General features: G+C 59.3%; 23 protein-coding genes and 1 tRNA gene. 7 read left to right on the top strand and 17 right to left on the bottom strand.

The window, feature by feature from the left end; genetic code table 11:
• The 5 genes from ACIPIZ_RS22935 to ACIPIZ_RS22915 all read right to left on the bottom strand — a co-directional run.
• A partial coding sequence (locus ACIPIZ_RS22935; RefSeq protein ID WP_401167605.1) for a ribose-phosphate pyrophosphokinase-like domain-containing protein occupies positions 1–196 on the bottom strand: 196 nt, incomplete at its 3' end.
• 45 nt (positions 197–241) lie between these two features.
• Positions 242–316 (bottom strand) — tRNA-Gln (locus ACIPIZ_RS22930).
• A gap of 36 nt (positions 317–352) precedes the next feature.
• Positions 353–1,204 (bottom strand): 4-(cytidine 5'-diphospho)-2-C-methyl-D-erythritol kinase, encoded by an 852-nt coding sequence (gene ispE, locus ACIPIZ_RS22925; RefSeq protein WP_401167603.1) that lies wholly within the window; start codon positions 1,202–1,204, stop codon positions 353–355.
• A 3-nt stretch (positions 1,205–1,207) separates the two neighbouring features.
• Positions 1,208–1,825: a lipoprotein insertase outer membrane protein LolB gene (lolB, locus tag ACIPIZ_RS22920; RefSeq protein WP_016987219.1), complete on the bottom strand. Its 618-nt coding sequence runs from the start codon at positions 1,823–1,825 to the stop codon at positions 1,208–1,210.
• Positions 1,826–1,828: 3 nt separating this feature from the next.
• The gene (locus ACIPIZ_RS22915) at positions 1,829–3,553 is read right to left on the bottom strand and encodes a tetratricopeptide repeat protein (protein WP_064387644.1); all 1,725 of its coding nucleotides are present in this window, start codon (positions 3,551–3,553) and stop codon (positions 1,829–1,831) included.
• 318 nt (positions 3,554–3,871) lie between these two features.
• Between ACIPIZ_RS22915 and hemA the strand changes: the two genes are divergently transcribed.
• The 6 genes from hemA (at position 3,872) to ACIPIZ_RS22885 (ending at position 9,232) form a co-directional block, all read left to right on the top strand.
• A complete protein-coding gene (hemA, locus tag ACIPIZ_RS22910) occupies positions 3,872–5,158 on the top strand; it encodes a glutamyl-tRNA reductase (RefSeq protein ID WP_401167600.1) in 1,287 nt (428 codons plus the stop codon).
• Positions 5,155–6,237 (top strand): peptide chain release factor 1, encoded by a 1,083-nt coding sequence (gene prfA, locus ACIPIZ_RS22905; RefSeq protein WP_064387643.1) that lies wholly within the window; start codon positions 5,155–5,157, stop codon positions 6,235–6,237. The genes hemA and prfA overlap by 4 nt, the downstream gene beginning before the upstream one ends.
• A complete protein-coding gene (prmC, locus tag ACIPIZ_RS22900) occupies positions 6,238–7,068 on the top strand; it encodes a peptide chain release factor N(5)-glutamine methyltransferase (RefSeq protein WP_064387642.1) in 831 nt (276 codons plus the stop codon). It begins immediately after the preceding gene.
• Positions 7,062–7,817, top strand: a complete 756-nt coding sequence (locus ACIPIZ_RS22895; protein ID WP_122854089.1) for a molybdopterin-synthase adenylyltransferase MoeB — start codon at positions 7,062–7,064, stop codon at positions 7,815–7,817. The genes prmC and ACIPIZ_RS22895 overlap by 7 nt, the downstream gene beginning before the upstream one ends.
• Positions 7,810–8,601: a glutamate racemase gene (gene murI, locus ACIPIZ_RS22890; RefSeq protein ID WP_236427795.1), complete on the top strand. Its 792-nt coding sequence runs from the start codon at positions 7,810–7,812 to the stop codon at positions 8,599–8,601. Before ACIPIZ_RS22895 ends, murI begins: the two co-directional genes overlap by 8 nt.
• 112 nt (positions 8,602–8,713) lie before the next feature.
• The gene (locus tag ACIPIZ_RS22885) at positions 8,714–9,232 is read left to right on the top strand and encodes an acyloxyacyl hydrolase (protein ID WP_064387641.1); all 519 of its coding nucleotides are present in this window, start codon (positions 8,714–8,716) and stop codon (positions 9,230–9,232) included.
• A gap of 129 nt (positions 9,233–9,361) precedes the next feature.
• Here ACIPIZ_RS22885 and ACIPIZ_RS22880 read toward each other — a convergent pair whose 3' ends face one another.
• From ACIPIZ_RS22880 to ACIPIZ_RS22825, 12 genes are all read right to left on the bottom strand, one after another.
• Positions 9,362–9,667 (bottom strand): YkgJ family cysteine cluster protein, encoded by a 306-nt coding sequence (locus ACIPIZ_RS22880; RefSeq protein ID WP_064387640.1) that lies wholly within the window; start codon positions 9,665–9,667, stop codon positions 9,362–9,364.
• 52 nt (positions 9,668–9,719) lie between these two features.
• Complete coding sequence (locus ACIPIZ_RS22875) at positions 9,720–10,211, bottom strand: DUF2878 domain-containing protein (RefSeq protein WP_150647976.1); 492 nt, start codon at positions 10,209–10,211, stop codon at positions 9,720–9,722.
• Positions 10,204–11,469 (bottom strand): cyclopropane-fatty-acyl-phospholipid synthase family protein, encoded by a 1,266-nt coding sequence (locus tag ACIPIZ_RS22870; RefSeq protein WP_064387638.1) that lies wholly within the window; start codon positions 11,467–11,469, stop codon positions 10,204–10,206. Before ACIPIZ_RS22870 ends, ACIPIZ_RS22875 begins: the two co-directional genes overlap by 8 nt.
• Entirely contained in the window at positions 11,456–12,271 is an 816-nt protein-coding gene (locus ACIPIZ_RS22865) for a DUF1365 domain-containing protein (protein ID WP_064387637.1), read from the bottom strand. The genes ACIPIZ_RS22870 and ACIPIZ_RS22865 overlap by 14 nt, the downstream gene beginning before the upstream one ends.
• Positions 12,268–13,515, bottom strand: coding sequence for an NAD(P)/FAD-dependent oxidoreductase (locus ACIPIZ_RS22860; protein ID WP_064387636.1), 1,248 nt, complete (start codon positions 13,513–13,515; stop codon positions 12,268–12,270). Before ACIPIZ_RS22860 ends, ACIPIZ_RS22865 begins: the two co-directional genes overlap by 4 nt.
• Positions 13,512–14,294: an SDR family oxidoreductase gene (locus ACIPIZ_RS22855; protein ID WP_105708777.1), complete on the bottom strand. Its 783-nt coding sequence runs from the start codon at positions 14,292–14,294 to the stop codon at positions 13,512–13,514. Before ACIPIZ_RS22855 ends, ACIPIZ_RS22860 begins: the two co-directional genes overlap by 4 nt.
• Positions 14,291–14,713: a nuclear transport factor 2 family protein gene (locus ACIPIZ_RS22850; RefSeq protein WP_064387634.1), complete on the bottom strand. Its 423-nt coding sequence runs from the start codon at positions 14,711–14,713 to the stop codon at positions 14,291–14,293. Before ACIPIZ_RS22850 ends, ACIPIZ_RS22855 begins: the two co-directional genes overlap by 4 nt.
• Positions 14,706–16,148, bottom strand: coding sequence for a deoxyribodipyrimidine photo-lyase (gene phrB, locus ACIPIZ_RS22845; protein WP_401167593.1), 1,443 nt, complete (start codon positions 16,146–16,148; stop codon positions 14,706–14,708). The genes ACIPIZ_RS22850 and phrB overlap by 8 nt, the downstream gene beginning before the upstream one ends.
• Before the next feature lie 20 nt (positions 16,149–16,168).
• Positions 16,169–17,110 carry a MerR family transcriptional regulator gene (locus ACIPIZ_RS22840; protein WP_105708779.1) on the bottom strand — a complete coding sequence of 314 codons (942 nt, stop codon included), beginning with the start codon at positions 17,108–17,110 and terminating at the stop codon, positions 16,169–16,171.
• Positions 17,110–18,072: a DUF523 and DUF1722 domain-containing protein gene (locus ACIPIZ_RS22835; protein WP_122663033.1), complete on the bottom strand. Its 963-nt coding sequence runs from the start codon at positions 18,070–18,072 to the stop codon at positions 17,110–17,112. The genes ACIPIZ_RS22840 and ACIPIZ_RS22835 overlap by 1 nt, the downstream gene beginning before the upstream one ends.
• Positions 18,073–18,286: 214 nt before the next feature.
• The gene (locus ACIPIZ_RS22830; RefSeq protein ID WP_064387630.1) at positions 18,287–18,502 is read right to left on the bottom strand and encodes a TIGR02450 family Trp-rich protein; all 216 of its coding nucleotides are present in this window, start codon (positions 18,500–18,502) and stop codon (positions 18,287–18,289) included.
• Positions 18,499–19,485, bottom strand: coding sequence for an NAD(P)/FAD-dependent oxidoreductase (locus ACIPIZ_RS22825; RefSeq protein WP_064387629.1), 987 nt, complete (start codon positions 19,483–19,485; stop codon positions 18,499–18,501). The genes ACIPIZ_RS22830 and ACIPIZ_RS22825 overlap by 4 nt, the downstream gene beginning before the upstream one ends.
• Before the next feature lie 197 nt (positions 19,486–19,682).
• On the opposite strand from ACIPIZ_RS22825, the gene ACIPIZ_RS22820 reads away from it, so the two are divergent.
• Positions 19,683–20,585 (top strand): TIGR01777 family oxidoreductase, encoded by a 903-nt coding sequence (locus ACIPIZ_RS22820; protein WP_064387628.1) that lies wholly within the window; start codon positions 19,683–19,685, stop codon positions 20,583–20,585.
• The last annotated feature ends 5 nt before the right edge of the window (positions 20,586–20,590 follow it).

Genomic DNA, 20,590 nt, shown 5'->3' with positions numbered 1-20,590 from the left:
TATAGTTTGTCGGAGCGCAAGTCGGCTGAATAATGAAAACGTCTTTACCGCGAACGTTTTCATTGATCTCGGCTGTAATTTCGCCGTCGGAGAACTTACCGACAGAGATGTCACCGAGAGGGATATGCAGCTGACGTACAACACGCCGAGCCAGATCGGGGTTAGCGTTCCCCGTAAAGACCATCATCTTGGACACGCGCAGTACCTAGAGGCTGAGGGTAACCTGGATGAGTATAGAAAATGGCAGGGGCGGCTGGATTCGAACCAACGCATGGCAGGATCAAAACCTGCTGCCTTACCGCTTGGCGACGCCCCTGTATCTGTTGCATCAAGTGCCGAGCACCTGGTTCCTTTAGAGCAGACTTTGCAGCTTGCGGTGCAACATCGAAACGTTGCTGCCTTTGGCTACAAACCCTGTAAGGGTCTCTGTCAGAAGGGCCGAGACTTTATCAGCTTCAGCTTTGCTTGGGAAGCCCCCAAACACACAACTTCCAGTTCCGGTGAGTTTTGCTTCGGTAAATTTACCTAACAAATCCAATGCGTTACGTACTTCTGGATAACGCCTTGCAACCACCGGCAAGCAGTCATTTCGACTGTTTCCCTCGGGAACGGGGCGCACTTTAATGGGCGGCGTGTTACGTGTCAACAAAGGATCGGAAAAAATTTCTGCCGTACTTACAGAGACTTGCGGTACGAGCACCAGATACCACGGTTCTTCGGGATCCACCGGGGTCAGTTTCTCGCCCACGCCCTCGGCAAAAGCCGCATGACCACGGACGAAAACCGGCACGTCGGCGCCGAGTGTCAGCCCCAGAGTAGCCAGGCGATCTTCGTCCCAGCCCAACTGCCACAAATGGTTCAGGCCGAGCAAAGTCGTCGCCGCATTCGAACTGCCGCCACCGATGCCGCCGCCCATGGGCAGCACTTTATCGATCCAGATGTCGATGCCCAGCGTACAACCCGATTGTTGCTGAAGCATGTTGGCTGCACGCACGATCAGGTTGCTGTCATGCGGCACGCCGGCAAACTCCGTGTGCAGTTGAATCACACCGTCATCACGTACGGCAAACGTGATTTCATCGCCGTAATCGACAAACTGAAACAGCGTCTGCAATTCGTGGTAACCGTCTTCACGGCGCCCGAGAATGTGCAACATCAGGTTGAGTTTGGCCGGCGAGGGCAGGGTCAGGCGTGCAGCGGTCATGCGTTATTGCCCCAACTTGCGCGGTTGCCAGGTCTTGATCACCAGCGTGACGTCGAGGTCGGTGCCGTGCAGTTTGATGCGCTCGGGCAACCAGTAACCGTTTTGTTCGGTGTAAGCGGTGTATTCGACTTTCCAGCCATCCTGTTCGAGGTTGGCCAGACGGCTGTCGGCGTCCAGATTCAGACGACTTTTGCTATCAGGCGCTGGCAGACCACGCACCCACCAGGCCAGATTCGACACCGGCAGTTTCCAGCCCAACTGCTCTTCGAGCAGGGCTTCCGGGGACTGCGATTCATAGCGACCCTGGTTGGCGACTTCCAGCGACACCTTGCCCGGACGCCCGGTCAGGCGTGCAGCGCCACGACCCAGCGGGCCGGACAGACGAATATCGTAGTAATCCTGACGTTGCAGCCAGAACAGCGTGCCGCTACCGGAATCTTTCGGTGCGCGGATGCCGATCTTGCCGTCGATCTGCCAGCCGTCGAGGCCGGTCAGTTGCTGTTTGTTCGCAGCCCATTGAGCCGGACTGCCGTGGCCCTCGACCGATTCACGAGTGCCAAAACCCGAGCAGCCGGCGAGCAGGGCGATGAAGCTGAAAACAATAACGTGGCGCAAAAACATGAGTTAAAGAGTCTCGGATCCGGTCAGGCGCTTGATGGTGCTGCGCAGAATGGTGCTGTCGGGCTGATCCTTGAGGAATTTGCCCCAGATTTGTTTGGCTTCGCGCTGGTTGCCCTTGGTCCACAACACTTCACCGAGGTGGGCGGCAACTTCGTGGTCAGGAAAACGCTCCAGCGCCTGACGCAGATATTTCTCGGCGTCGTCCAGATTGCCCATGCGGTAATTCACCCAGCCAAGGCTGTCGAGTACGGCCGGGTCTTCCGGGTTGATCTGGTGTGCCTGCTCGATCAGTGCTTTGGCTTCAGCGTAGCGGGTTGTGCGGTCGGACAGGGTGTAGCCTAAGGCGTTCAGCGCCATGGCGTTGTCCGGATCGCGCTTGATGATCAGACGCAGGTCTTTTTCCATCTGCGCCAGGTCATTGCGTTTTTCCGCGAGCATTGCCCGGGTATACAGCAGATTCAGATCGTCCGGGTACTGCTGCAAGGCTGTCTGCAAGACTTTCCAGGCCTTGTCGTCCTGTTTGTTGGCCGACAGGGTTTCCGATTCGATCAGGTACAGCTGAATCGCGTAATCCGGTTGCTCGTCGCGCTGGGCGGCGAGTTTGCTTTGCGCTTCAGCGGTCTTGCCGTTGTTCATCAGGATGTCGGCCTGACGCAATTGCGCTGGCAGATAGTCGTTGCCCGGGCCGACCTGGGCGTACTCGAGAAGAGCGCCTTGCGGGTCGTTGCGTTCTTCGGCAATGCGACCGAGGTTCAGGTGCGCCGAATCGACGTGGCTTTCGCGGGCGATCAGGTCTTCCAGATAACCCTTGGCCTCGTCCCAGGCCTTGGCTTCCAGGCAGACGAGTGCCAGTGAGTAACGCAGTTCGTCGTCCTCCGGGTATTGCTGAACCAGGCTGGAGAACTCGGCCTTGGCGTCGTCCATGCGGTCTTGCTCAACCAGCATGCGCGCGTAAGTCAGGCGCAGGCGTTTGTCGTCCGGGTATTTCTTGATGCTTTTTTGCAGCAAAGGCAACGCTTCGTCGCCACGGTTCATGATTTGCAGCAAGCGCGCACGCAACAGGATAGGGGCGATTTCGCCTTCTTCCGGCGGATGGTCTTCGAGCAGGCTCAGTGCGGCCTTGTTGTCGCCGTCCTGCTGCAGGAGCAGCGCCTTGCCGAAAATCAGCTGGCTGTTGTTCGGATGACGCTGCAACAAACGGTCAAAACTTTTCATCAGACCGTTGCGGGTTTCCTGATCGGTATCGGCGGCCGACAGCGCGAGGAAGTCGAAGTGGGTGTCGCCTTTGCCCTGCAGGACTTTCTCCATATAAACCATGGAGTCGTCATAGCGCCCGGCACGGGCCAGTTGCACGGCGGCGGCGCGTTGCGCTTCGAGATCGTCCGGCGCGTTTTTGGCCCAGATCAGCGCGGTATCGAGGGCCGGTTGATCGGCGCCCAGATATTCGGCGATGCGGAATGCACGCTCGGAGACGCCCGGATCCTGGGTGTTGATGGCCTGGGTCACGTAGTTGTCCAGAGCAATGTCGAAACGATTGCGCTGGCCGGCGAGTTCGGCGCTCAACAGGCTGAAAACGGTTTCCTCGCTGAACGAGCTGTAAACCTTGGGCTTTTCAGGCGCGGGCGTGGTGTCTTCAACCGGCGGCGTACCGTCCGGCGAAACGGGAGCCAAGGCCTGGCAGCCGCTGAGGAAGACAAAAGCGAGGAGCAACGCGGAAGATCTATTCATATAGGAGAAGGACGACTAACCTGCGGTCGGATCATCATGACACAAGCCTTCGGCCAAACATAACCGCTCAGGCAATTTACGCTGATCGCCCTGTAGGAGCTGCCGCAGGCTGCGATCTTTTGATCTTGCTTTTGATTTCAAAAAACAAAGTCAAAAGATCGCAGCCTTTCGCAGCTCCTACATGGGGTGGTGTGTACATGAACGAGAATGGATCGCAGCATAAGGTGGATACAATAAGGGCGATAGATATCCAATAGTTGTTCTGAATCTGGCGAAGTAGGACAATTGCCGGCTTCACGTCACCATCAGCGACTTTGAATGGCCTTCCTTGCACTCGGTATCAACCACAAGACTGCTTCAGTAGACGTCCGCGAGCGCGTGGCCTTTACGCCAGAGCAGTTGGTGGAAGCCTTGCAGCAGCTCTGCCGACTGACCGACAGCCGCGAAGCTGCGATCCTCTCGACCTGCAATCGCAGTGAGCTTTATATAGAACAGGATCAGCTTTCTGCCGATATCGTGCTGCGCTGGCTGGCCGACTATCACCATTTAAGCCTCGTTGGGCTGCGCGCGAGTGCTTATGTGCATGAAGATGATGCGGCAGTTCGTCACATGATGCGCGTCGCCTCCGGGCTCGACTCGCTGGTGCTGGGCGAACCGCAGATTCTCGGTCAGATGAAATCGGCCTACGCCGTGGCCCGCGAGGCCGGCACCATCGGCCCGCTGTTGGGGCGACTGTTTCAAGCAACGTTCAATGCCGCCAAACAGGTGCGCACCGACACCGCGATCGGTGAAAACCCGGTATCCGTAGCGTTTGCCGCGGTCAGCCTGGCGAAACAGATTTTCAGTGATTTGCAGCGCAGCCAAGCCTTGCTGATCGGCGCCGGCGAGACCATCACCCTGGTCGCCCGCCATTTGCACGAGCTCGGCGTCAAGCGCATTGTCGTCGCCAACCGCACGCTGGAGCGCGCCAGTCTGTTGGCCGAGCAGTTCGGCGCCCACGCGGTGCTGCTGTCGGACATCCCGGCGGAACTGGTGCGCAGCGACATCGTTATCAGTTCGACCGCCAGTCAGTTGCCGATTCTCGGTAAGGGCGCGGTGGAAAGCGCTTTGAAGCTGCGCAAGCACAAGCCGATTTTCATGGTCGATATCGCTGTTCCCCGCGATATCGAACCGGAAGTCGGCGAGTTGGACGACGTTTACCTCTACAGCGTCGACGATCTCCACGAAGTGGTCGCCGAAAACCTCAAGAGTCGTCAGGGCGCAGCCCAGGCGGCAGAAGAGATGGTCTCGGTCGGCGCCGATGATTTCATGGTGCGCCTGCGCGAGCTGGCGGCGGTCGATGTGCTCAAGGCCTATCGTCAACAGAGCGAACGCCTGCGCGACGAGGAACTGCAAAAAGCCCTGCGCCTGCTGGCCAACGGTGGCAACGCCGAAGAGGTGCTCGGGCAACTGGCCCGTGGCCTGACCAATAAACTGTTGCATGCGCCCAGCGTGCAGTTGAAAAAGCTTTCTGCCGAAGGCCGCCTCGATGCGCTGGCCATGGCCCAGGAACTCTTTGCCCTCGAGGGCTCACCGGATAGCTTTTCGGATAAAAAACCGCAATGAAAGCGTCACTGCTCAATAAGCTGGACATCCTCCAGGACCGTTTCGAGGAACTGACCGCGTTGCTCGGCGACGGCGAAGTCATATCCGATCAGGCCAAATTTCGCGCTTATTCCAAGGAATACGCTGAACTCGAGCCGGTCGTGCAAGGCTATAAAAAGCTGCTCGGCGTACAAAGTGATCTTGAAGGCGCGCAGGCGCTGCTCAAGGACAACGATCCGGACATGCGTGAAATGGCTGTGGAAGAAGTCCGCGAAGCCAAGGAATTGCTGATCACCCTGGAATCCGATCTGCAGCGCATGTTGCTGCCCAAAGATCCCAACGACGGGCGCAACGTGTTTCTCGAAATCCGCGCCGGCACCGGTGGCGACGAGGCGGCGATCTTCTCCGGCGATTTGTTCCGCATGTATTCGCGTTACGCCGAGCGTCGCGGCTGGCGTGTGGAGATCCTGTCGGAAAACGAAGGGGAGCACGGTGGCTATAAAGAAGTCATCGCCCGCATCGAAGGCGACAACGTTTACGGCAAACTGAAATTCGAATCCGGCGCGCACCGCGTACAGCGTGTACCCGCCACCGAATCCCAGGGCCGTATCCACACCTCGGCCTGCACCGTGGCGGTGTTGCCCGAGCCGGACGAACGCGAAGCCATCGAGATCAACCCGGCGGATTTGCGTGTCGATACATTCCGCTCCTCCGGCGCCGGTGGTCAGCACGTCAACACCACCGACTCGGCGATCCGCATCACGCACATACCGACCGGTACCGTCGTCGAGTGCCAGGAAGAACGCTCCCAGCACAAGAACCGGGCGCGGGCGATGGCTTGGCTGTCCGCCAAGCTCAACGATCAGCAAACCGCAGCGGCGGCGAATGCGATCGCCAGCGAACGTAAATTGCTGGTGGGTTCCGGCGACCGCTCCGAGCGCATTCGCACCTACAACTTTGCCCAGGGTCGAGTCACCGACCATCGCGTCAACCTGACCCTGTACTCGCTGGACGAAATTCTTGCCGGTGGCGTTGAGGCGGTGATCGAGCCTTTGCTGGCCGAATACCAGGCTGACCAACTCGCCGCGATAGGTGAATAAATGACCATCATTGCCAGCCTGTTGCGCGCAGCCGAACTGCCTGACTCGCCCACCGCACGCCTGGATGCCGAATTGCTCCTGGCCGCCGCGTTGGGCAAGTCGCGCAGTTTTCTCCACACCTGGCCCGAGCGCATTGTGCCGAGTGAAGCAGCGCTGACGTTTGCCGAGTACTTGCAACGTCGTCGTGGCGGTGAGCCGGTGGCCTACATTCTCGGTCAGCAGGGTTTCTGGAAACTCGATCTGGAAGTCGCGCCACACACGCTGATCCCGCGCCCGGACACTGAATTGCTGGTGGAAGCGGCGCTGGAATTGCTGCCCGCGACCCCGGCCAAAGTGCTCGATCTCGGCACTGGCAGCGGCGCGATTGCCCTGGCGTTGGCCAGCGAACGTCCGGCGTGGAAAGTCACGGCGGTGGATCGCGTGCTCGAAGCCGTGGCCCTCGCCGAGCGCAATCGCCAGCGCCTGCATTTGAACAACGCCACGGTGCTGAGCAGCCATTGGTTCAGCGCACTTGAAGGTCAGCGTTTCCAGTTGATCATCAGCAATCCGCCGTACATTGCCGCCGCCGATCCGCATCTGGTCGAGGGCGATGTGCGCTTCGAACCGGCCAGCGCGCTGGTTGCTGGTGAGGACGGGCTCGACGATCTGCGCTTGATCGTCGATCAGGCCCCGGATCATCTGGAGGCCGCTGGCTGGTTGATGCTCGAACACGGCTATGATCAAGCCGAAGCCGTCCGTGACTTGCTGCTGACGCGCGGTTTTGAAGAAGTGCACAGCCGCACCGATCTGGGCGGTCATCAACGCATCAGTCTGGGGCGCCTGCCGTGCTGAATGATCAGGAATTGCTGCGCTACAGCCGGCAGATTCTGCTGCAACACATCGACATCGACGGGCAACTGAAGCTCAAGGACAGTCGCGTGCTGATCATCGGCCTCGGCGGGCTCGGTGCGCCGGTTGCCCTGTATCTGGCGGCGGCGGGTGTCGGTGAATTGCATTTGGCGGATTTCGACACAGTCGACCTGACCAACCTGCAACGCCAGATCATTCATGACACCGACAGCGTCGGCATGAGCAAGGTCGACTCGGCGCTCAAGCGTCTGGGCTCGATCAATCCCGAGATTCAATTGATCGCCCATCGTCAGGCGCTGGACGAGGATTCTCTCGCCGCAGCCGTGGCAGCGGTGGATCTGGTGCTCGACTGCTCCGATAATTTCTCCACCCGCGAAGCGGTCAACGCTGCGTGTGTGGCTGCGTGCAAACCGTTGGTCAGCGGCGCGGCGATTCGTCTGGAAGGGCAGTTGTCGGTGTTCGACCCGCGTCGCGCCGAGAGCCCGTGCTACCACTGCTTGTACGGCCACGGCAGCGAAGCCGAACTGACCTGCAGCGAAGCAGGCGTGGTCGGGCCGCTGGTCGGTCTGGTCGGCAGTCTTCAGGCGTTGGAAGCGTTGAAGGTGTTGGTCGGTTTCGGCGAGCCGCTGGTTGGGCGTCTGTTGCTGATCGATGCGCTGGGCTCGCGTTTCCGTGAGCTGCGCGTCAAGCGTGATCCGGGTTGCAGCGTCTGTGGCTCGCGCCATGCGTGAAGCGCCGATCGGCGTGTTCGATTCCGGCGTCGGCGGCTTGTCGGTGCTGGCGGAAATCCAGCGCTTGCTGCCCAATGAATCGCTGCTCTATGTCGCCGATTGCGGGCACATTCCCTACGGTGAGAAAACCCCGGAATTCATTCGCCAGCGCTGCAGCGTGATGGCCGGGTTTTTCCGCGAGCAGGGCGCCAAGGCGTTGGTGCTGGCCTGCAATACCGCGACCGTTGCCGGTGTCGCCGATCTGCGGCGTGATTTTCCCGATTGGCCGCTGGTCGGCATGGAGCCTGCGGTCAAACCGGCGGCTGCCGCGACCCGCAGCGGAGTAGTCGGCGTGCTCGCCACCACCGGGACTTTGCAAAGCGCCAAGTTCGCGGCGCTGCTTGATCGCTTCGCCACTGACGTGCGAGTGATCACCCAGCCGTGTCCCGGTCTGGTCGAATTGATTGAGAGTGGCGATCTGCACAGCGCCGAGTTGCGCGCGCTGCTGAAAAGTTATGTCGACCCGCTGTTGGCCAGCGGCTGCGACACGATCATTCTCGGCTGCACCCACTATCCCTTTCTAAGACCGATGCTCAAGTCGATGATCCCCGAGGACATCAGCCTGATCGATACCGGTGCTGCTGTAGCGCGGCAACTTCAGCGGCTTTTGGCTGAGCGTGATTTGCTCGCTGCCGGCCCGAACCAACCAGTCAGATTCTGGACCAGCGCCGATCCTGAGTACTTTAAAAACATCCTGCCACTGCTCGGACAAAACGCTGGTGAAGTGCAAAACTTCGACTTGTAAAAAAATTGTGAAATAACTAAAAAATCAGCTGAACTTCTAAGCAGGCGCCAGCTTCTATAGCGAAGAGTTATCTAGAAAACCAAACGATCGTTCCGGAAAAGGAAGTTTCAACGTGAAGCGACTATTCTGCTTGGCCGCGATTGCGGCCGCACTGATGGGGCAAAGTGTTACTGCACAAGCGGCAGGTGTTGAGTTTGCGGTGGGGGCCACTAGCGATTCGACCATGACGTACCGCTTGGGCATGAATTTCGATTGGGACAAGAGCTGGCTGCAGAGCGACGTCGGTCGCCTGACCGGTTACTGGAGCGGTGCCTATACCTATTGGGAAGGCGACAAGACCTCCAGCAACAACAGCCTGTCGTTCTCGCCGGTGTTTGTTTACGAGTTTGCCGGACAGTCGGTCAAACCGTATATCGAAGCGGGCATTGGTGTGGCTGCGTTCTCCAACACCAAGTATGAAAGCAACAACCTCGGCGGTTCTTTCCAGTTCGAAGACCGTATCGGTTTTGGTCTGCGCTTCAATGGCGGGCATGAAGTCGGGATCCGTGCCACGCACTATTCCAACGCTGGCCTGGCCAGTGACAACGACGGCGTAGAAAGTTACGCGCTGCATTACACGATGCCGCTCTAAGCCGTACGCATAACCCCTGTAGGAGTGAGCCTGCTCGCGATAGCGGAGTGTCAGTCACACAAATATTGACTGACACTCCGCTATCGCGAGCAGGCTCACTCCTACATTGGTTTTTGTGATGCTCAAAAATCAGCGGTAGGCAGTACTGATGCCCTGGCGCTCTTCAATGCACTCCGGTGCACCCATCTCAAACTCGCGGCAGATCAACGGGCGTTTCTCATAGATCGTGCACATCATCGTGTCGCGATCCAGCGCCGCGCACCAACCGTCGTCCAGGCGCAGCATCACTTCGCCGCCCCACTCATCGGTATCGATAAAGCGATCAGGTACGCCGGTGTCGGTGATCAGCATCACTTCGAGCTGACAGCAGCACGCCGCGCAGGTCGAACAAGTGACCGCCGGTTCCGTGATTTGTTGGTGGGGAATGGTCTTCATGGCGGCAGTGTAAGGCAGTCGCTGCTGTGCGTGTGAAAGGTCTGACAGACGCTCAATGTGCCAGTCGTCGCGCCATCCCATGCAGCAGCGGAAACAGCAGCGCCCAAAGCAGGCCGATGCCGATCAGCGTCGGTAACTCGCCGTAGGGAAATTGCACCCCGGCCAGGCGTCCGCCAGCGTAATACGACAGTGCTCCGCCGACTGCGCCAAGCACACTCGCCAGCCACCAGGGCCGGGCACTCCATTGCAGGCAATGGCGCAGCGTCGTCGCGAGCAGCGCCCACAGCAGCATCAGCCACAACGGAATCAGTGGCGACTGATCCTGAAACTCGAATACCCCGACACCACGCAACACACTGTCCACCGCCGTGCCGACAATCACCACGCTCAAAATCAAACGGCCTTCAGCCGCCCAACTGCTGATCCAGCGCAGATGGATCACCAGCACCGCTAACGCGATCAACAACCACAAACTGTTGCCGCCGAGCACGCAGGTCAGCCAGCCGATCTGGAACAGCACGGCATTGGCAATACGTTCAGGCATCGAAGCGTCCGAGCAGCGGCGCAGTTATCGCGGCCGGTTTGGCCAGCAGCAATTGCGCGGTGCCGATGGTGCGTTCCAGGAAACCACCTTCGCAGTAGCACAGGTAGAACTCCCATAGTCGCAGGAAATAATCGTCGTAGCCCAATTCGCTCAAACGGCCATGGGCGCGGCGGAAGTTCTCGTGCCACAGGCGCAGGGTGCGCGCGTAGTGCAGGCCGAAATCCTCCATATGCAACAGGTTCATGTCGGTGTCGCGGCCGACCACTTCGAGCATTTTCTGCACACAGGGCAGGGCACCGCCGGGGAAGATGTAGCGCTGGATGAAGTCGACGCCGCGCTTGGCCTGCTCGTAACGTTGCTCGCGAATGGTGATCGCTTGAATCAGCATCAGGCCGTTACTCTTGAGCAAGTGCGCGCACTGTTTGAAGTAGGTCGGCAGAAAGCGATGACCGACCGCTTCGATCATCTCGATCGACACCAGTTTGTCGTACTCGCCGGTGAGGTCGCGATAGTCCTTGAGCAGCAGCGTCACTTGTTGCTGCAATCCAAGTTGTTCGATGCGCTGTGCGGTAAAGGCGTACTGTTCTTTCGACAGCGTGGTGGTGGTGACGCGGCAGCCGTAATGTTGCGCCGCGTAAAGCGCCATGCTGCCCCAACCGGTGCCGATCTCAAGCAAATGGTCACTGGGCTTGAGCGCGAGCTTCTGGCAGATCCGTTCGAGTTTGTTCAGTTGCGCCTGCTCAAGCGTGTCTTCGGGCGTCAGAAACTGCGCTGCCGAATACATCATGGTCGGGTCGAGAAACTGCTCGAACAGGTCATTGCCGAGGTCGTAGTGCGCGGCGATGTTTTTCTGTGAGCCCTTGCGCGTATTGCGATTGAGCCAGTGCAGGCCTTGCACCAATGGCCTCCCGAGGCGGGCGAGGCCGCCCTCCATGGCATCGAGTACTTCCAGGTTGCTGACAAACACGCGCACCACTGCCGTCAGATCCGGCGAACTCCAGTAGCCATGAATAAACGCTTCGCCGGCGCCAATCGAGCCACTGCTGGCAACCATCCCCCAGGCTGCTGGATCGGTGATGTGGATTTCTCCCAGCAGCGCACTGCCGGGCGTACCGAAGAGCATTTGTTCGCCGTCTTCGAACACCATCAATTGCCCGTGTTTGAGCTGAGCGAGTTGACGCAATACGCCTCGGCGCAGCAGCGATCCGGTCAAACCGTTAGTGCTGAGCCGACTGACCGACAGGCTAGAGGATTTCATGGCGGTGCTCCTTGGGAGGCACAGTGGCGGTTTGAAAGCTGCCGTCGGCAGTCTGATGAGCAAAGATCGGAGCGCGTTTGAGCAGCAGTCGCAGCGCTTGCCAGTAAATCGCCAACGCGGTTTTCGCGGTCATCCACGGAAAGCGCCGCAAGTGACGGTGCAAGCTGTGGCGATCAAGGGTTTCGCGTTGCAGATTGAGCGTCGCGTCGAACAGTTTTTGCTCGCCCTGCCAGTCGGCCATGTGCACGCCGAGGGTTTGCGCGGCGGGGCTGAAGCTCATGCGGTATTCGAGATCGCGCGGCAAAAACGGCGAAACGTGAAAGGCTTTGGCCACGGCGAAGTGCTGATGAAAATCCTGCAGATTGACCGGCGTGCGCGCCGGCAGCACGTAGTGATAGCGTTCGCGCCACGGCGTGTTGGTGACCTCGCAGACAATCGCCGCCAGTTGCCCGTCGGCTTCGTGGCAATAAAAGAAACTCACCGGGTTGAACGACAGGCCCCAACTGCGCGCCTGAGTCAGCAGGCAGACCGCGCCTTGCGGCTCATGACCGATGGCGGCAGCCACTTGTTGGCGCACCGCATCGATCAGGCGCACACCACGACCGGTATAGGTCTTGAGGTAGTCGCTCTCCCGAAACGAAAACGGCGCAAAGCGGCTGCGCCCGGCCAGCGGTGACAGCGCCAGCACCGCGTCCTGCTCGCTTAGATCCAGGTAGATCAGGCCGATCCGATAGCGGAATTGATGCTGGCGCGGCGAGAAGCGCCGATGGCCGATCCAGCCGCTGTACAGGGCACTGTTCATAAGGTTTCCCCGAACGCGGCAGCCACACGTAAAGCGCTGACCACGCCGTCTTCATGAAAACCGTTGGCCCAATAGGCGCCGCAATAATGGCTGTGTTGCGCGCCATCGAGTTCGGCCCAGCGATTTTGCGCCGCGACCGCCGCCAGGCTGTATTGCGGGTGCGCGTAGGTGTATTTGGCGAGCACTTTGAACGGGCTGATGCCGGCACTCTGGTTGAGGCTGACGCAAAATGTCGTGTCGCTCTGGATACCTTGCAGAATGTTCATGTCGTAAGTGACCGCAGCCTGGGTATGGCCGGATCCGCCGAGGCGATAATTCCAGCTCGCCCACGCCAGTTTGCGTGTCGGCAGCAAGCGCGTGTCGGTGTGCAGCACCACCTCATTGTCGGCGTAGGGCAGGGCGCCGAGGATCGCGCGTTCGGCATCGCTCGGAACCGCTAGCAGTTTCAACGCTTGATCGCTGTGGCAGGCGAACACCACCTGGTCGAAATGCTCAATGCCCACCGGGCTGTGGATCATCACACCGTGCACATCGCGGTCAACTCGGGTTACTGGGCAAGCGAGTCGGATTCTGTCCTTGAACGCGGCCGTCAGCGGTGCGATATAAGCGCTTGAACCGCCTTCGATGACTTGCCATTGCGGACGGTCACTGACAGACAACAAACCGTGGTTCTTGAAAAACCGGACAAAAAACTGCAGCGGAAAATTGAGCATTTCGGCCATCGGCATCGACCAGATCGCCGCGCCCATCGGCACGATGTAATGCAGGATGAAACGTTCGCCGTAACCGCCAGCCTTGAGGTATTCGTCGAGGGTGGTGTCGGCCGCGATGCGCAGCTCCAGGAGGTCGCGTTGCGCTTCTTTATTGAAGCGCAGAATGTCACGCAGCATGCCCCAGAACCCCGGCGACAGCAGATTGCTGCGCTGGGCAAAGAGGCTGTTGAGGTTGTTGCCGTTGTATTCCAGGCCAGTGTCCGGATCGGTCACCGAAAAACTCATTTCGGTCGGTTTGAACGGCACGCCCAGTTGGCCCAGCAGGCGAATGAAGTTCGGATAGGTCCAGTCGTTGAACACGATGAAACCGGTGTCCACGGCGTACTTGCGACCTTCGACCGTGACCTCCACGGTATGCGTGTGACCACCGACCCAGTCGCTGGCTTCGAACACCGTGACGTCGTGTCGGCGATTGAGCAGGTAGGCGCAGGTCAGCCCGGCGATGCCGCTCCCGACGATGGCGATCTTCATGCCGGATCCGTCTGTGGTGGTGGCTTGCGCACCATGCGCTTGCCGATGGCCAGTTGCGCGCGCGCGGGCAGTTTCGACAAGGGCCATAGCGCCGCCATGAACAGTGCCGGAAAAGCGATCTCCAGAGGTCGATCCTTGAGCTTGGCAAAGATGTGCCGCGCGGCTTTATCCACAGGCCAGCTGAGCGGCATCGGGAAATCGTTTTTGGCGGTCAGCGGCGTCTCGACAAACCCCGGGCTGACCACAGTGACTTCAATGCCCTCGTCCGCAAGATCAATGCGCAGCGATTCGAACAAGTAACGCAGCCCGGCCTTCGATGCACCGTAGGCTTCAGCCCGAGGCAACGGCAAATAGGTCACCGAACTCGCCACGCCGACCAGATGCGGTGCGTTGCCTTTGCGCAGCAGCGGCAGGGCTGCCTCGATGCAGTAACTGCTGGCGAGCAGATTGGTGCGTACCACGTGTTCGATGATCGAGGCATCGAACTGCTTGGCATCGACGTATTCACAGGTCCCGGCGTTGAGGATGACGCTGTCCAGCGAACCCCAGTCCTCAGCAATCTGCTGGCCGATTTCGCGCACGGTCTGGCTGTTGGTCAAATCCCCCGGGACTACCAATACCTGTCCCGGATAGCGTTGCGATAACACTTTGAGCGGTGCGAGCTGGCGTGAACTGACTGCCAGGTGCGCACCGGTTTTCAGTATCTCTTCAGCCAGCGCCGCGCCGATGCCACTGCTGGCCCCGGTCAACCAATAACGCCGTGGAGTTGTACGACTCATCCCATTCTCCTTTTCAGCCAGGCGATCACCCGGCCCAATACGGGTAAATGTTCATAAAGCAGTGCCCCGGCATCGAAATAATCCCGATGGCGATAAACCTTGTCGTGCCACAGCAGGTGCGAGCAGCCGCTGACGCGAATCACCTGACCACCCGCCAGGCGCGGGTGGCGATAACGCATGACCCAGCGCAAGTAGCCTTCGCCCTCGCTGATCTGGTCGAAACCGTGAAAGTCGAAATGCAATTCGCTGACGTTGGCGTAAAGCTCGCTAAAGTAATCGCGCAATTGCGCCAGGCCCTGAACTTCGTGCAGCGGGTCGGTGAAATGAATGTCATCGCTGTAGAGCTCGCCCAGGCGTTGCAGGTTGTCTTTGTTCAACGCTGAAAATTGCCGGGCGAAGCGCTGCAGGAATTCACTCATGATCATCTCCGATGGCTTGGCGCGAGGGCAGGTTCTTGAACGCTGTCAGCGCCCGCTCCCGTGAAGCGCTCAGATTGACGATCGGCGGCGGGTAGTCGGCGGCACCGAACAGACCGGCGCTGGCCGGGTTATGCACTTCTTTTTTGTTGAGACCGGCGAGTTGCGGCAGCCAGTGCTTGATGAACAGGCCTTCGCTGTCGAATTTTTCCGACTGGCTCAACGGATTGAAGATACGGAAGTACGGTGCTGAATCGGTGCCGGTCGACGAACTCCATTGCCAGCCGCCGTTGTTCGCCGCGAGGTCGCCATCGATCAAGTGGCGCATGAAAAAGCGCTCGCCTTCGCGCCAGTCGATCAACAGGTTTTTGGTCAGGAACATCGCCACGACCATGCGCAGGCGATTGTGCATCCAGCCGGTTTCCAGCAATTGGCGCATGGCCGCATCGATGATCGGCAGGCCAGTGCGCGCTTCTTGCCAGGCGGCGAGATCTTCCGGTGCATCACGCCAGGCGAGGGCTTCGGTTTCCGGGCGAAAGGCGCGGTGCCGCGAGACTCGCGGATAGCCGACCAGGATGTGTTTGTAGAACTCGCGCCAAAGCAACTCGTTGATCCAGGTGACTGCACCGACTTTGCCGCTCTCGAACTCACCCTGATTGCTTTGCAGGGCGGCGTGCAGGCATTGGCGCGGCGAAATCACACCAGCGGCGAGATAGGCCGAGAGTTGACTGGTGCCGGGCTTGGCCGGGAAGTCGCGTTCGCTTTGGTAGTAGTCGATTTGTGCGTCGGCGAAGGTATCGAGGCGACGCTGCGCTTCTTTTTCTCCGGCCGGCCAAAGAGCCTGGAGGGATGGACTCGGGGTGGCGAAGCCTTTGACCGCGTCAGGAACCGGGTCGCTGTCGACTTTGAGTTTTGCCTGCTTGCCGGGTGCCTTGACTAATGCCGGCATCGAGCGATGCAGGCGCTCATAACAGACTTTTCTGAACTGGCTGAAGACCTTGAAGTAGGTTTCGGTCTTGGTCAGCACGGTGCCGGGTTTGAACAGCAACTGGTCGAGATAACTGTGAAACTCGATGCCCTTGGCTGTCAACGTTTCAGCCACTGCGGCATCGCGACGGCTTTCATGGACGCCGTATTCTTCGTTGACGTGCAGCGCTTCAATCTTCAGTTGCTGGCACAGCTTGAGCAGTTCGGCCGGAGCCTGATCCCAATGCGCTGCGGTGCGAATCAACAAGGGGATGTTCAGCTCGTCGAGGCTTTTGCTCAGCTCATTGAGATTGCGCAACCAGAAGTCGACCTTGCATGGAGCATCGTCATGTTCCAGCCATTGCTGCGGGCTCAACAGGTACACGGCGACCGTCGGACCGCGCGCTGCGGCGGCCGCGAGGGCGGTGTTGTCATGTTGGCGCAAGTCGCTGCGTAGCCAGATCAATTGCATGTCGGAACTCACTGCGTCCATTAAATCAGCCCACGCTGAACGAGTGCCTGGTGCGCTGAAAGCGGGTCTTCAGCCAGGTACAAATCAGCGATCTCGGAAGTTTTTACGGACAACTCGGCGTGGTGGATGCATACCGTTGGTCCGACCAGTAATTTCGGGCAACTCACTCCGTTCAATAGTTTCGGCAACTGCGCAAGGTTCATGGCTTTGCTGGAATACAGCAGTACGCCACGCGCTTGCAGGTGTTCTGCTGTCAGCGCCAGTTCTCCCACCGGTAGCGGCCAGTCAAACACCTGCACCGGGCAATCGGAGCTGCTGATCAGCCACGCGCATAGCCACAGATGAGGTTCCAGTGGCAGGTCGGAATGATTGATCAACAGCAAGGGCGCAGCATGCAACTGACGGTTGTTATGGTAGATGCGTGCGCCAAATTTGCTGCGCAGCCACGAATAAAAAAACACGCGTTCCATCTGTGCACCGAATTGGCCCTGCCAGCGCTGCTCCAGTTCCGTCAGCAACGGCATGAGCAATTGCTCGCACAGCGTGCGTGGCGGGTAGAGCGCCATGGCTTGATTGACGCTGTCGTCGAGGCTGCGTTCACTGAGTTGCGTAACGGCCGCCAGCAGTGTCTGGCGCAAGCGCTGCCAGTCGTTTTCCACTGATTCGCTGAACGCCTGTGGCGTGTCGAGCAGTGGTTTGACCTGGCTGACTGCCACGCCACGGTTGAGCCAGGTAAGGATCGTCAGAATTCGCTGCACATGTTCGGCCGAATACAGCCGGTGACCTTTGGGGGTGCGTTGTGGCACGACCAGCCCATAGCGGCGTTCCCACGCACGCAGGGTGATCGCATTGACGCCGGTTTGCCGGGCGACTTCGCGAATCGGCAGCCAGCCCTCGTCGAGGGCTTTTTTAAAATCAGCGCCAAGGTCTTCCTGAGCGCTGGTATCGAGTTTGTCGTTCATTAGATGGCGTTTCGCAGACTGAGGTTTTCCGGGTGCGGTTGCAGGTAAACCTGTTGCGCGATGTACGGGTCCGGATGGAGGCGAAAGTGATGCTTGAGCAGCGTCAACGGCACCACCAAGGGCACGATGCCGAGGCGGTATTGGCTGATGACGTGAACCATTTCCTGTTTGTCTTCGGCGCTGATCACTTGTTTCAGATAACCGCTGATGTGCAGCAGCACGTTGCAGTGCGTGCCACGGGTGGCGCATTTTTTCAGCGCCGCCATCAGTTCGCTGAAATAGCGCGGGCCCAGTTCGACGGGATCGGTGTCGGCCATGTTGCCGAGCAGTTTGCCCAGCGCCTTGTATTGCAGCGGGTTGTGCGCCATCAGCAAGTATTTGTAGCGCGAATGGAATTCGGTGAGCGTGCGGCGGCTCAAGCCTCGAGCGATGACTTGTTGCCATTCGCTGTAGGCGAACACGCGGGTGATGAAGTTCTCGCGCAGCACTGGATCGTTGAGGCGCCCGGCTTCTTCCACGGGCAGATCCGGGTGTCGGGCGCAAAACGCCTGGGCGTAAATCCCGCGCCCGCCGCCGTTCACCGGGGCGCCGTTGGCGTGGTAGACCTTGACCCGTTCCAGGCCGCAGGACGGCGATTGCTGCATGAAGATGTAGCCGCAGATGTCATCGAGTTCAGCGGCCATTTTCTCGCCATATTCGGCCAATGGCCGGGTGACGTTGATCGCCGGGTTTACCGTGCCGATGGCTTCAGGATGTTCTGGATCACCGACGAGGCGGATCGGTTCGCGAGGAATGCCCAAGCCGATTGCGACCTCCGGACACACCGGGACAAAATCGAAATGCTCGGTGAGGGTGCGGCTGCACAGGCGCGATTCCTTGTGTCCACCGTTGTAGCGCACCTCCGCGCCCAGCAAGCAGGCGCTGATGGCGATTTTTGGCTTGGCTACACAAGGATCAGACATGAGCACCTCGAATCCATACCTGTACATAGGTAAATCTCTGTACAACTTTGCTCAGCATAGATTCATGGGTGTACAAGTCAAATTATTTGTATAACTTTTTCCGGTTGATGCGATTCCTGTAGGAGTGAGCCTGCTCGCGATAGCGGTATGTCATTCAATAAAAATGTTGAATGGTCCCCCGCTATCGCGAGCAGGCTCACTCCTACAGGGGGCTTTATTGCCAGCCCAATAGCCAGTGATCGTTGTTCTTGAGGACTTGCCAATCGAAGCGTTCAACGCGTTTGGTCAACACCGCCTGCAACTCGACTTCCAGCACCGTGCCTTCCTCATCACGGAACAACTCGGTCACCAGAAAGTGTTTTTCACGGTTCTGCGGATGGGCTGCTGTCCATTTCGACAGCAGCAATTTTTGCGGATTGATGCGCTTCACTGCAGGTGCTCATGCAAGCGACGTGCAGCCTCCTGACCGCTCAGCCAGGCCCCTTCGACGCGGCCAGAAAGACACCAGTCGCCGCAGGCATACAGGCCCAGATCGGCATCGGCCAAGGTGCCCCATTCGTGACCTGTCGCAGGGCGAGCATAGAGCCAGCGGTGGGCGAGGCTGAAGGTCGGCGCGGGCATGGCGCTGTGCAGCAACTCGGCAAAGGCGCCGTGCAGTTGCTCGATCACTGCTTCCTTGGACAAATCGATGTGTTGCCGACTCCACGCACTGGTGGCATGCAATACCCAGGTGTCGAGGGTGTTGTCGCGCCCCGGTTTGCTGCGGTTGCGCGCCAGCCAGTCGAGCGGACTGTCCTGCACAAAGCAGCCTTCAATTGGCGTATCCAGTGGCGTGTCGAAGGCGAGGGCGACGGCCCAGGTCGGATCCATCTTCACCCCCGCAGCGGCGCCGGCGAGTTTCGGTGCAGCGGCCAATAGCGCGGTCGCTTGCGGTGCCGGCGTGGCAATCACCACGTGGCTGAACGGGCCGTGGGTGAAGCCTTCGGCGTCTTGCAAATGCCAGTGTTCTTCACCGCGAAAAACCTCGGTAATCCGGCAGGCGAAATGCACTTCCAGACCGTCGAGCAAACCACGGGTGATGGCGCTCATGCGCGGCGCACCAACCCAGCGGGTCTGTTCGTCCGGCGACAGGTTCAGTTGGCCACCCTGGCAGGTATAGAGCTGCGGCGTCCACTCGGCGACCCAGCCCTGGCTTTGCCAGCGCTGCACTTCGGTGACGAAGCGGCGGTCACGTGCGGTGAAATATTGCGCACCCATGTCCAGTGAGCCAGCGTCGCTGCGCTTGCTCGACATGCGCCCGCCGCTGCCGCGACTTTTGTCGAATAATTGAACGGTATGCCCGGTCTCTGTCAGAGCCTGGGCGGCGGAGAGTCCGGCGATGCCGGTGCCGATGATTGCGATAGGTACAGTCATAGGGGCCTCGTTTACCTTTCTGTACAGACTACGCCGTGGATGAAACCTGTACAATTTTGTTTTTTGGTATAACTTCTAGCGTTCTCGTTCTGACAGCTTGGCCTATGGTTAAACAATAGAGCCTGCCCGATAGAAAAGATCCCTGTTTATAAAAATAGACTAGTGATCAGGGTAAAACGCCACGCGAGGAAGATGTCATGCACATATTGCTGACCGGCGGTACTGGTTTGATCGGACGTCAGCTCTGCCGACACTGGTCGCAGCAGGGCCATCGCCTGACGGTGTGGAGCCGTAAACCGGAGAAGGTCGCGAAGATCTGCGGCGCGCAGGTGCGTGGCATCGCGCGCCTGGAAGACCTCGGCGAGGAGCCTGTGGACGCGATCATCAATCTGGCCGGCGCGCCGATTGCCGATCGGCCGTGGACCCATCGCCGCAAGGCGTTGTTGTGGAGCAGCCGCATCAAGCTGACGGAAACATTGTTGGCGTGGCTCGAAACCCGCGCGCAGAAACCGGCATTGCTGATTTCCGGTTCGGCGATCGGCTGGTATGGCGACGGTGGTGAACGCGAGTTGACGGAAGATTCACCGCCGGTGATCGACGATTTCGCCAGCCAGTTGTGCATTGCCTGGGAGGAAACCGCACAGCGTGCCGAGGCACAAGGCATCCGTGTGGTGCTGGTGCGAACCGGTCTGGTGCTGTCGGCCGAGGGCGGCTTTTTGTCGCGGCTGTTGCTGCCGTTCAAACTCGGGCTCGGCGGGCCTTTGGGCAATGGGCGGCAGTGGATGCCGTGGATTCATATCGACGATCAAATCGCCCTGATTGATTTTCTTCTGCACCGCGATCAGGCCAGTGGTCCTTATAATGCCTGCGCGCCGCAACCTGTGCGCAATCGCGAATTTGCCAAGACGCTGGGCAGCGTTCTGCACCGCCCGGCGTTCATGCCGATGCCGACCCTGGCGCTGAAGGTCGGCCTCGGCGAGATGTCTTTGTTGTTGCTCGGTGGCCAGAAGGCCTTGCCAGCACGCTTGCTGGAAGCGGGTTTCACTTTCCAGTTCACGGATTTACGCGCGGCTCTGGACGATCTTTCCAGCCGCCTCTGAAATAG

This window comes from Pseudomonas sp. NPDC087690 (genome assembly GCF_044743175.1).
Taxonomy (GTDB): domain Bacteria; phylum Pseudomonadota; class Gammaproteobacteria; order Pseudomonadales; family Pseudomonadaceae; genus Aquipseudomonas.
The sequence above is the reverse complement of the archived record's forward strand: the minus strand, read 5'-3'. Positions and strand labels throughout refer to the sequence as shown.

Excerpts from the sequence above, each read along its gene's own strand:
- ACIPIZ_RS22850 (WP_064387634.1), bottom strand. The coding sequence starts at position 14,713 with ATGAGTGAATTCCTGCAGCGCTTCGCCCGGCAATTTTCAGCGTTGAAC.
- ispE (WP_401167603.1), bottom strand. The coding sequence starts at position 1,204 with ATGACCGCTGCACGCCTGACCCTGCCCTCGCCGGCCAAACTCAACCTG.
- lolB (WP_016987219.1), bottom strand. The coding sequence starts at position 1,825 with ATGTTTTTGCGCCACGTTATTGTTTTCAGCTTCATCGCCCTGCTCGCC.
- ACIPIZ_RS22870 (WP_064387638.1), bottom strand. The coding sequence starts at position 11,469 with ATGAAATCCTCTAGCCTGTCGGTCAGTCGGCTCAGCACTAACGGTTTG.
- ACIPIZ_RS22835 (WP_122663033.1), bottom strand. The coding sequence starts at position 18,072 with ATGTCTGATCCTTGTGTAGCCAAGCCAAAAATCGCCATCAGCGCCTGC.
- prfA (WP_064387643.1), top strand. The coding sequence starts at position 5,155 with ATGAAAGCGTCACTGCTCAATAAGCTGGACATCCTCCAGGACCGTTTC.
- ACIPIZ_RS22855 (WP_105708777.1), bottom strand. The coding sequence starts at position 14,294 with ATGAGTCGTACAACTCCACGGCGTTATTGGTTGACCGGGGCCAGCAGT.
- ACIPIZ_RS22825 (WP_064387629.1), bottom strand. The coding sequence starts at position 19,485 with ATGACTGTACCTATCGCAATCATCGGCACCGGCATCGCCGGACTCTCC.
- ACIPIZ_RS22875 (WP_150647976.1), bottom strand. The coding sequence starts at position 10,211 with ATGCCTGAACGTATTGCCAATGCCGTGCTGTTCCAGATCGGCTGGCTG.
- ACIPIZ_RS22820 (WP_064387628.1), top strand. The coding sequence starts at position 19,683 with ATGCACATATTGCTGACCGGCGGTACTGGTTTGATCGGACGTCAGCTC.
- hemA (WP_401167600.1), top strand. The coding sequence starts at position 3,872 with ATGGCCTTCCTTGCACTCGGTATCAACCACAAGACTGCTTCAGTAGAC.
- ACIPIZ_RS22880 (WP_064387640.1), bottom strand. The coding sequence starts at position 9,667 with ATGAAGACCATTCCCCACCAACAAATCACGGAACCGGCGGTCACTTGT.
- murI (WP_236427795.1), top strand. The coding sequence starts at position 7,810 with ATGCGTGAAGCGCCGATCGGCGTGTTCGATTCCGGCGTCGGCGGCTTG.
- prmC (WP_064387642.1), top strand. The coding sequence starts at position 6,238 with ATGACCATCATTGCCAGCCTGTTGCGCGCAGCCGAACTGCCTGACTCG.
- ACIPIZ_RS22860 (WP_064387636.1), bottom strand. The coding sequence starts at position 13,515 with ATGAAGATCGCCATCGTCGGGAGCGGCATCGCCGGGCTGACCTGCGCC.
- ACIPIZ_RS22840 (WP_105708779.1), bottom strand. The coding sequence starts at position 17,110 with ATGAACGACAAACTCGATACCAGCGCTCAGGAAGACCTTGGCGCTGAT.
- ACIPIZ_RS22915 (WP_064387644.1), bottom strand. The coding sequence starts at position 3,553 with ATGAATAGATCTTCCGCGTTGCTCCTCGCTTTTGTCTTCCTCAGCGGC.
- ACIPIZ_RS22865 (WP_064387637.1), bottom strand. The coding sequence starts at position 12,271 with ATGAACAGTGCCCTGTACAGCGGCTGGATCGGCCATCGGCGCTTCTCG.
- phrB (WP_401167593.1), bottom strand. The coding sequence starts at position 16,148 with ATGCAATTGATCTGGCTACGCAGCGACTTGCGCCAACATGACAACACC.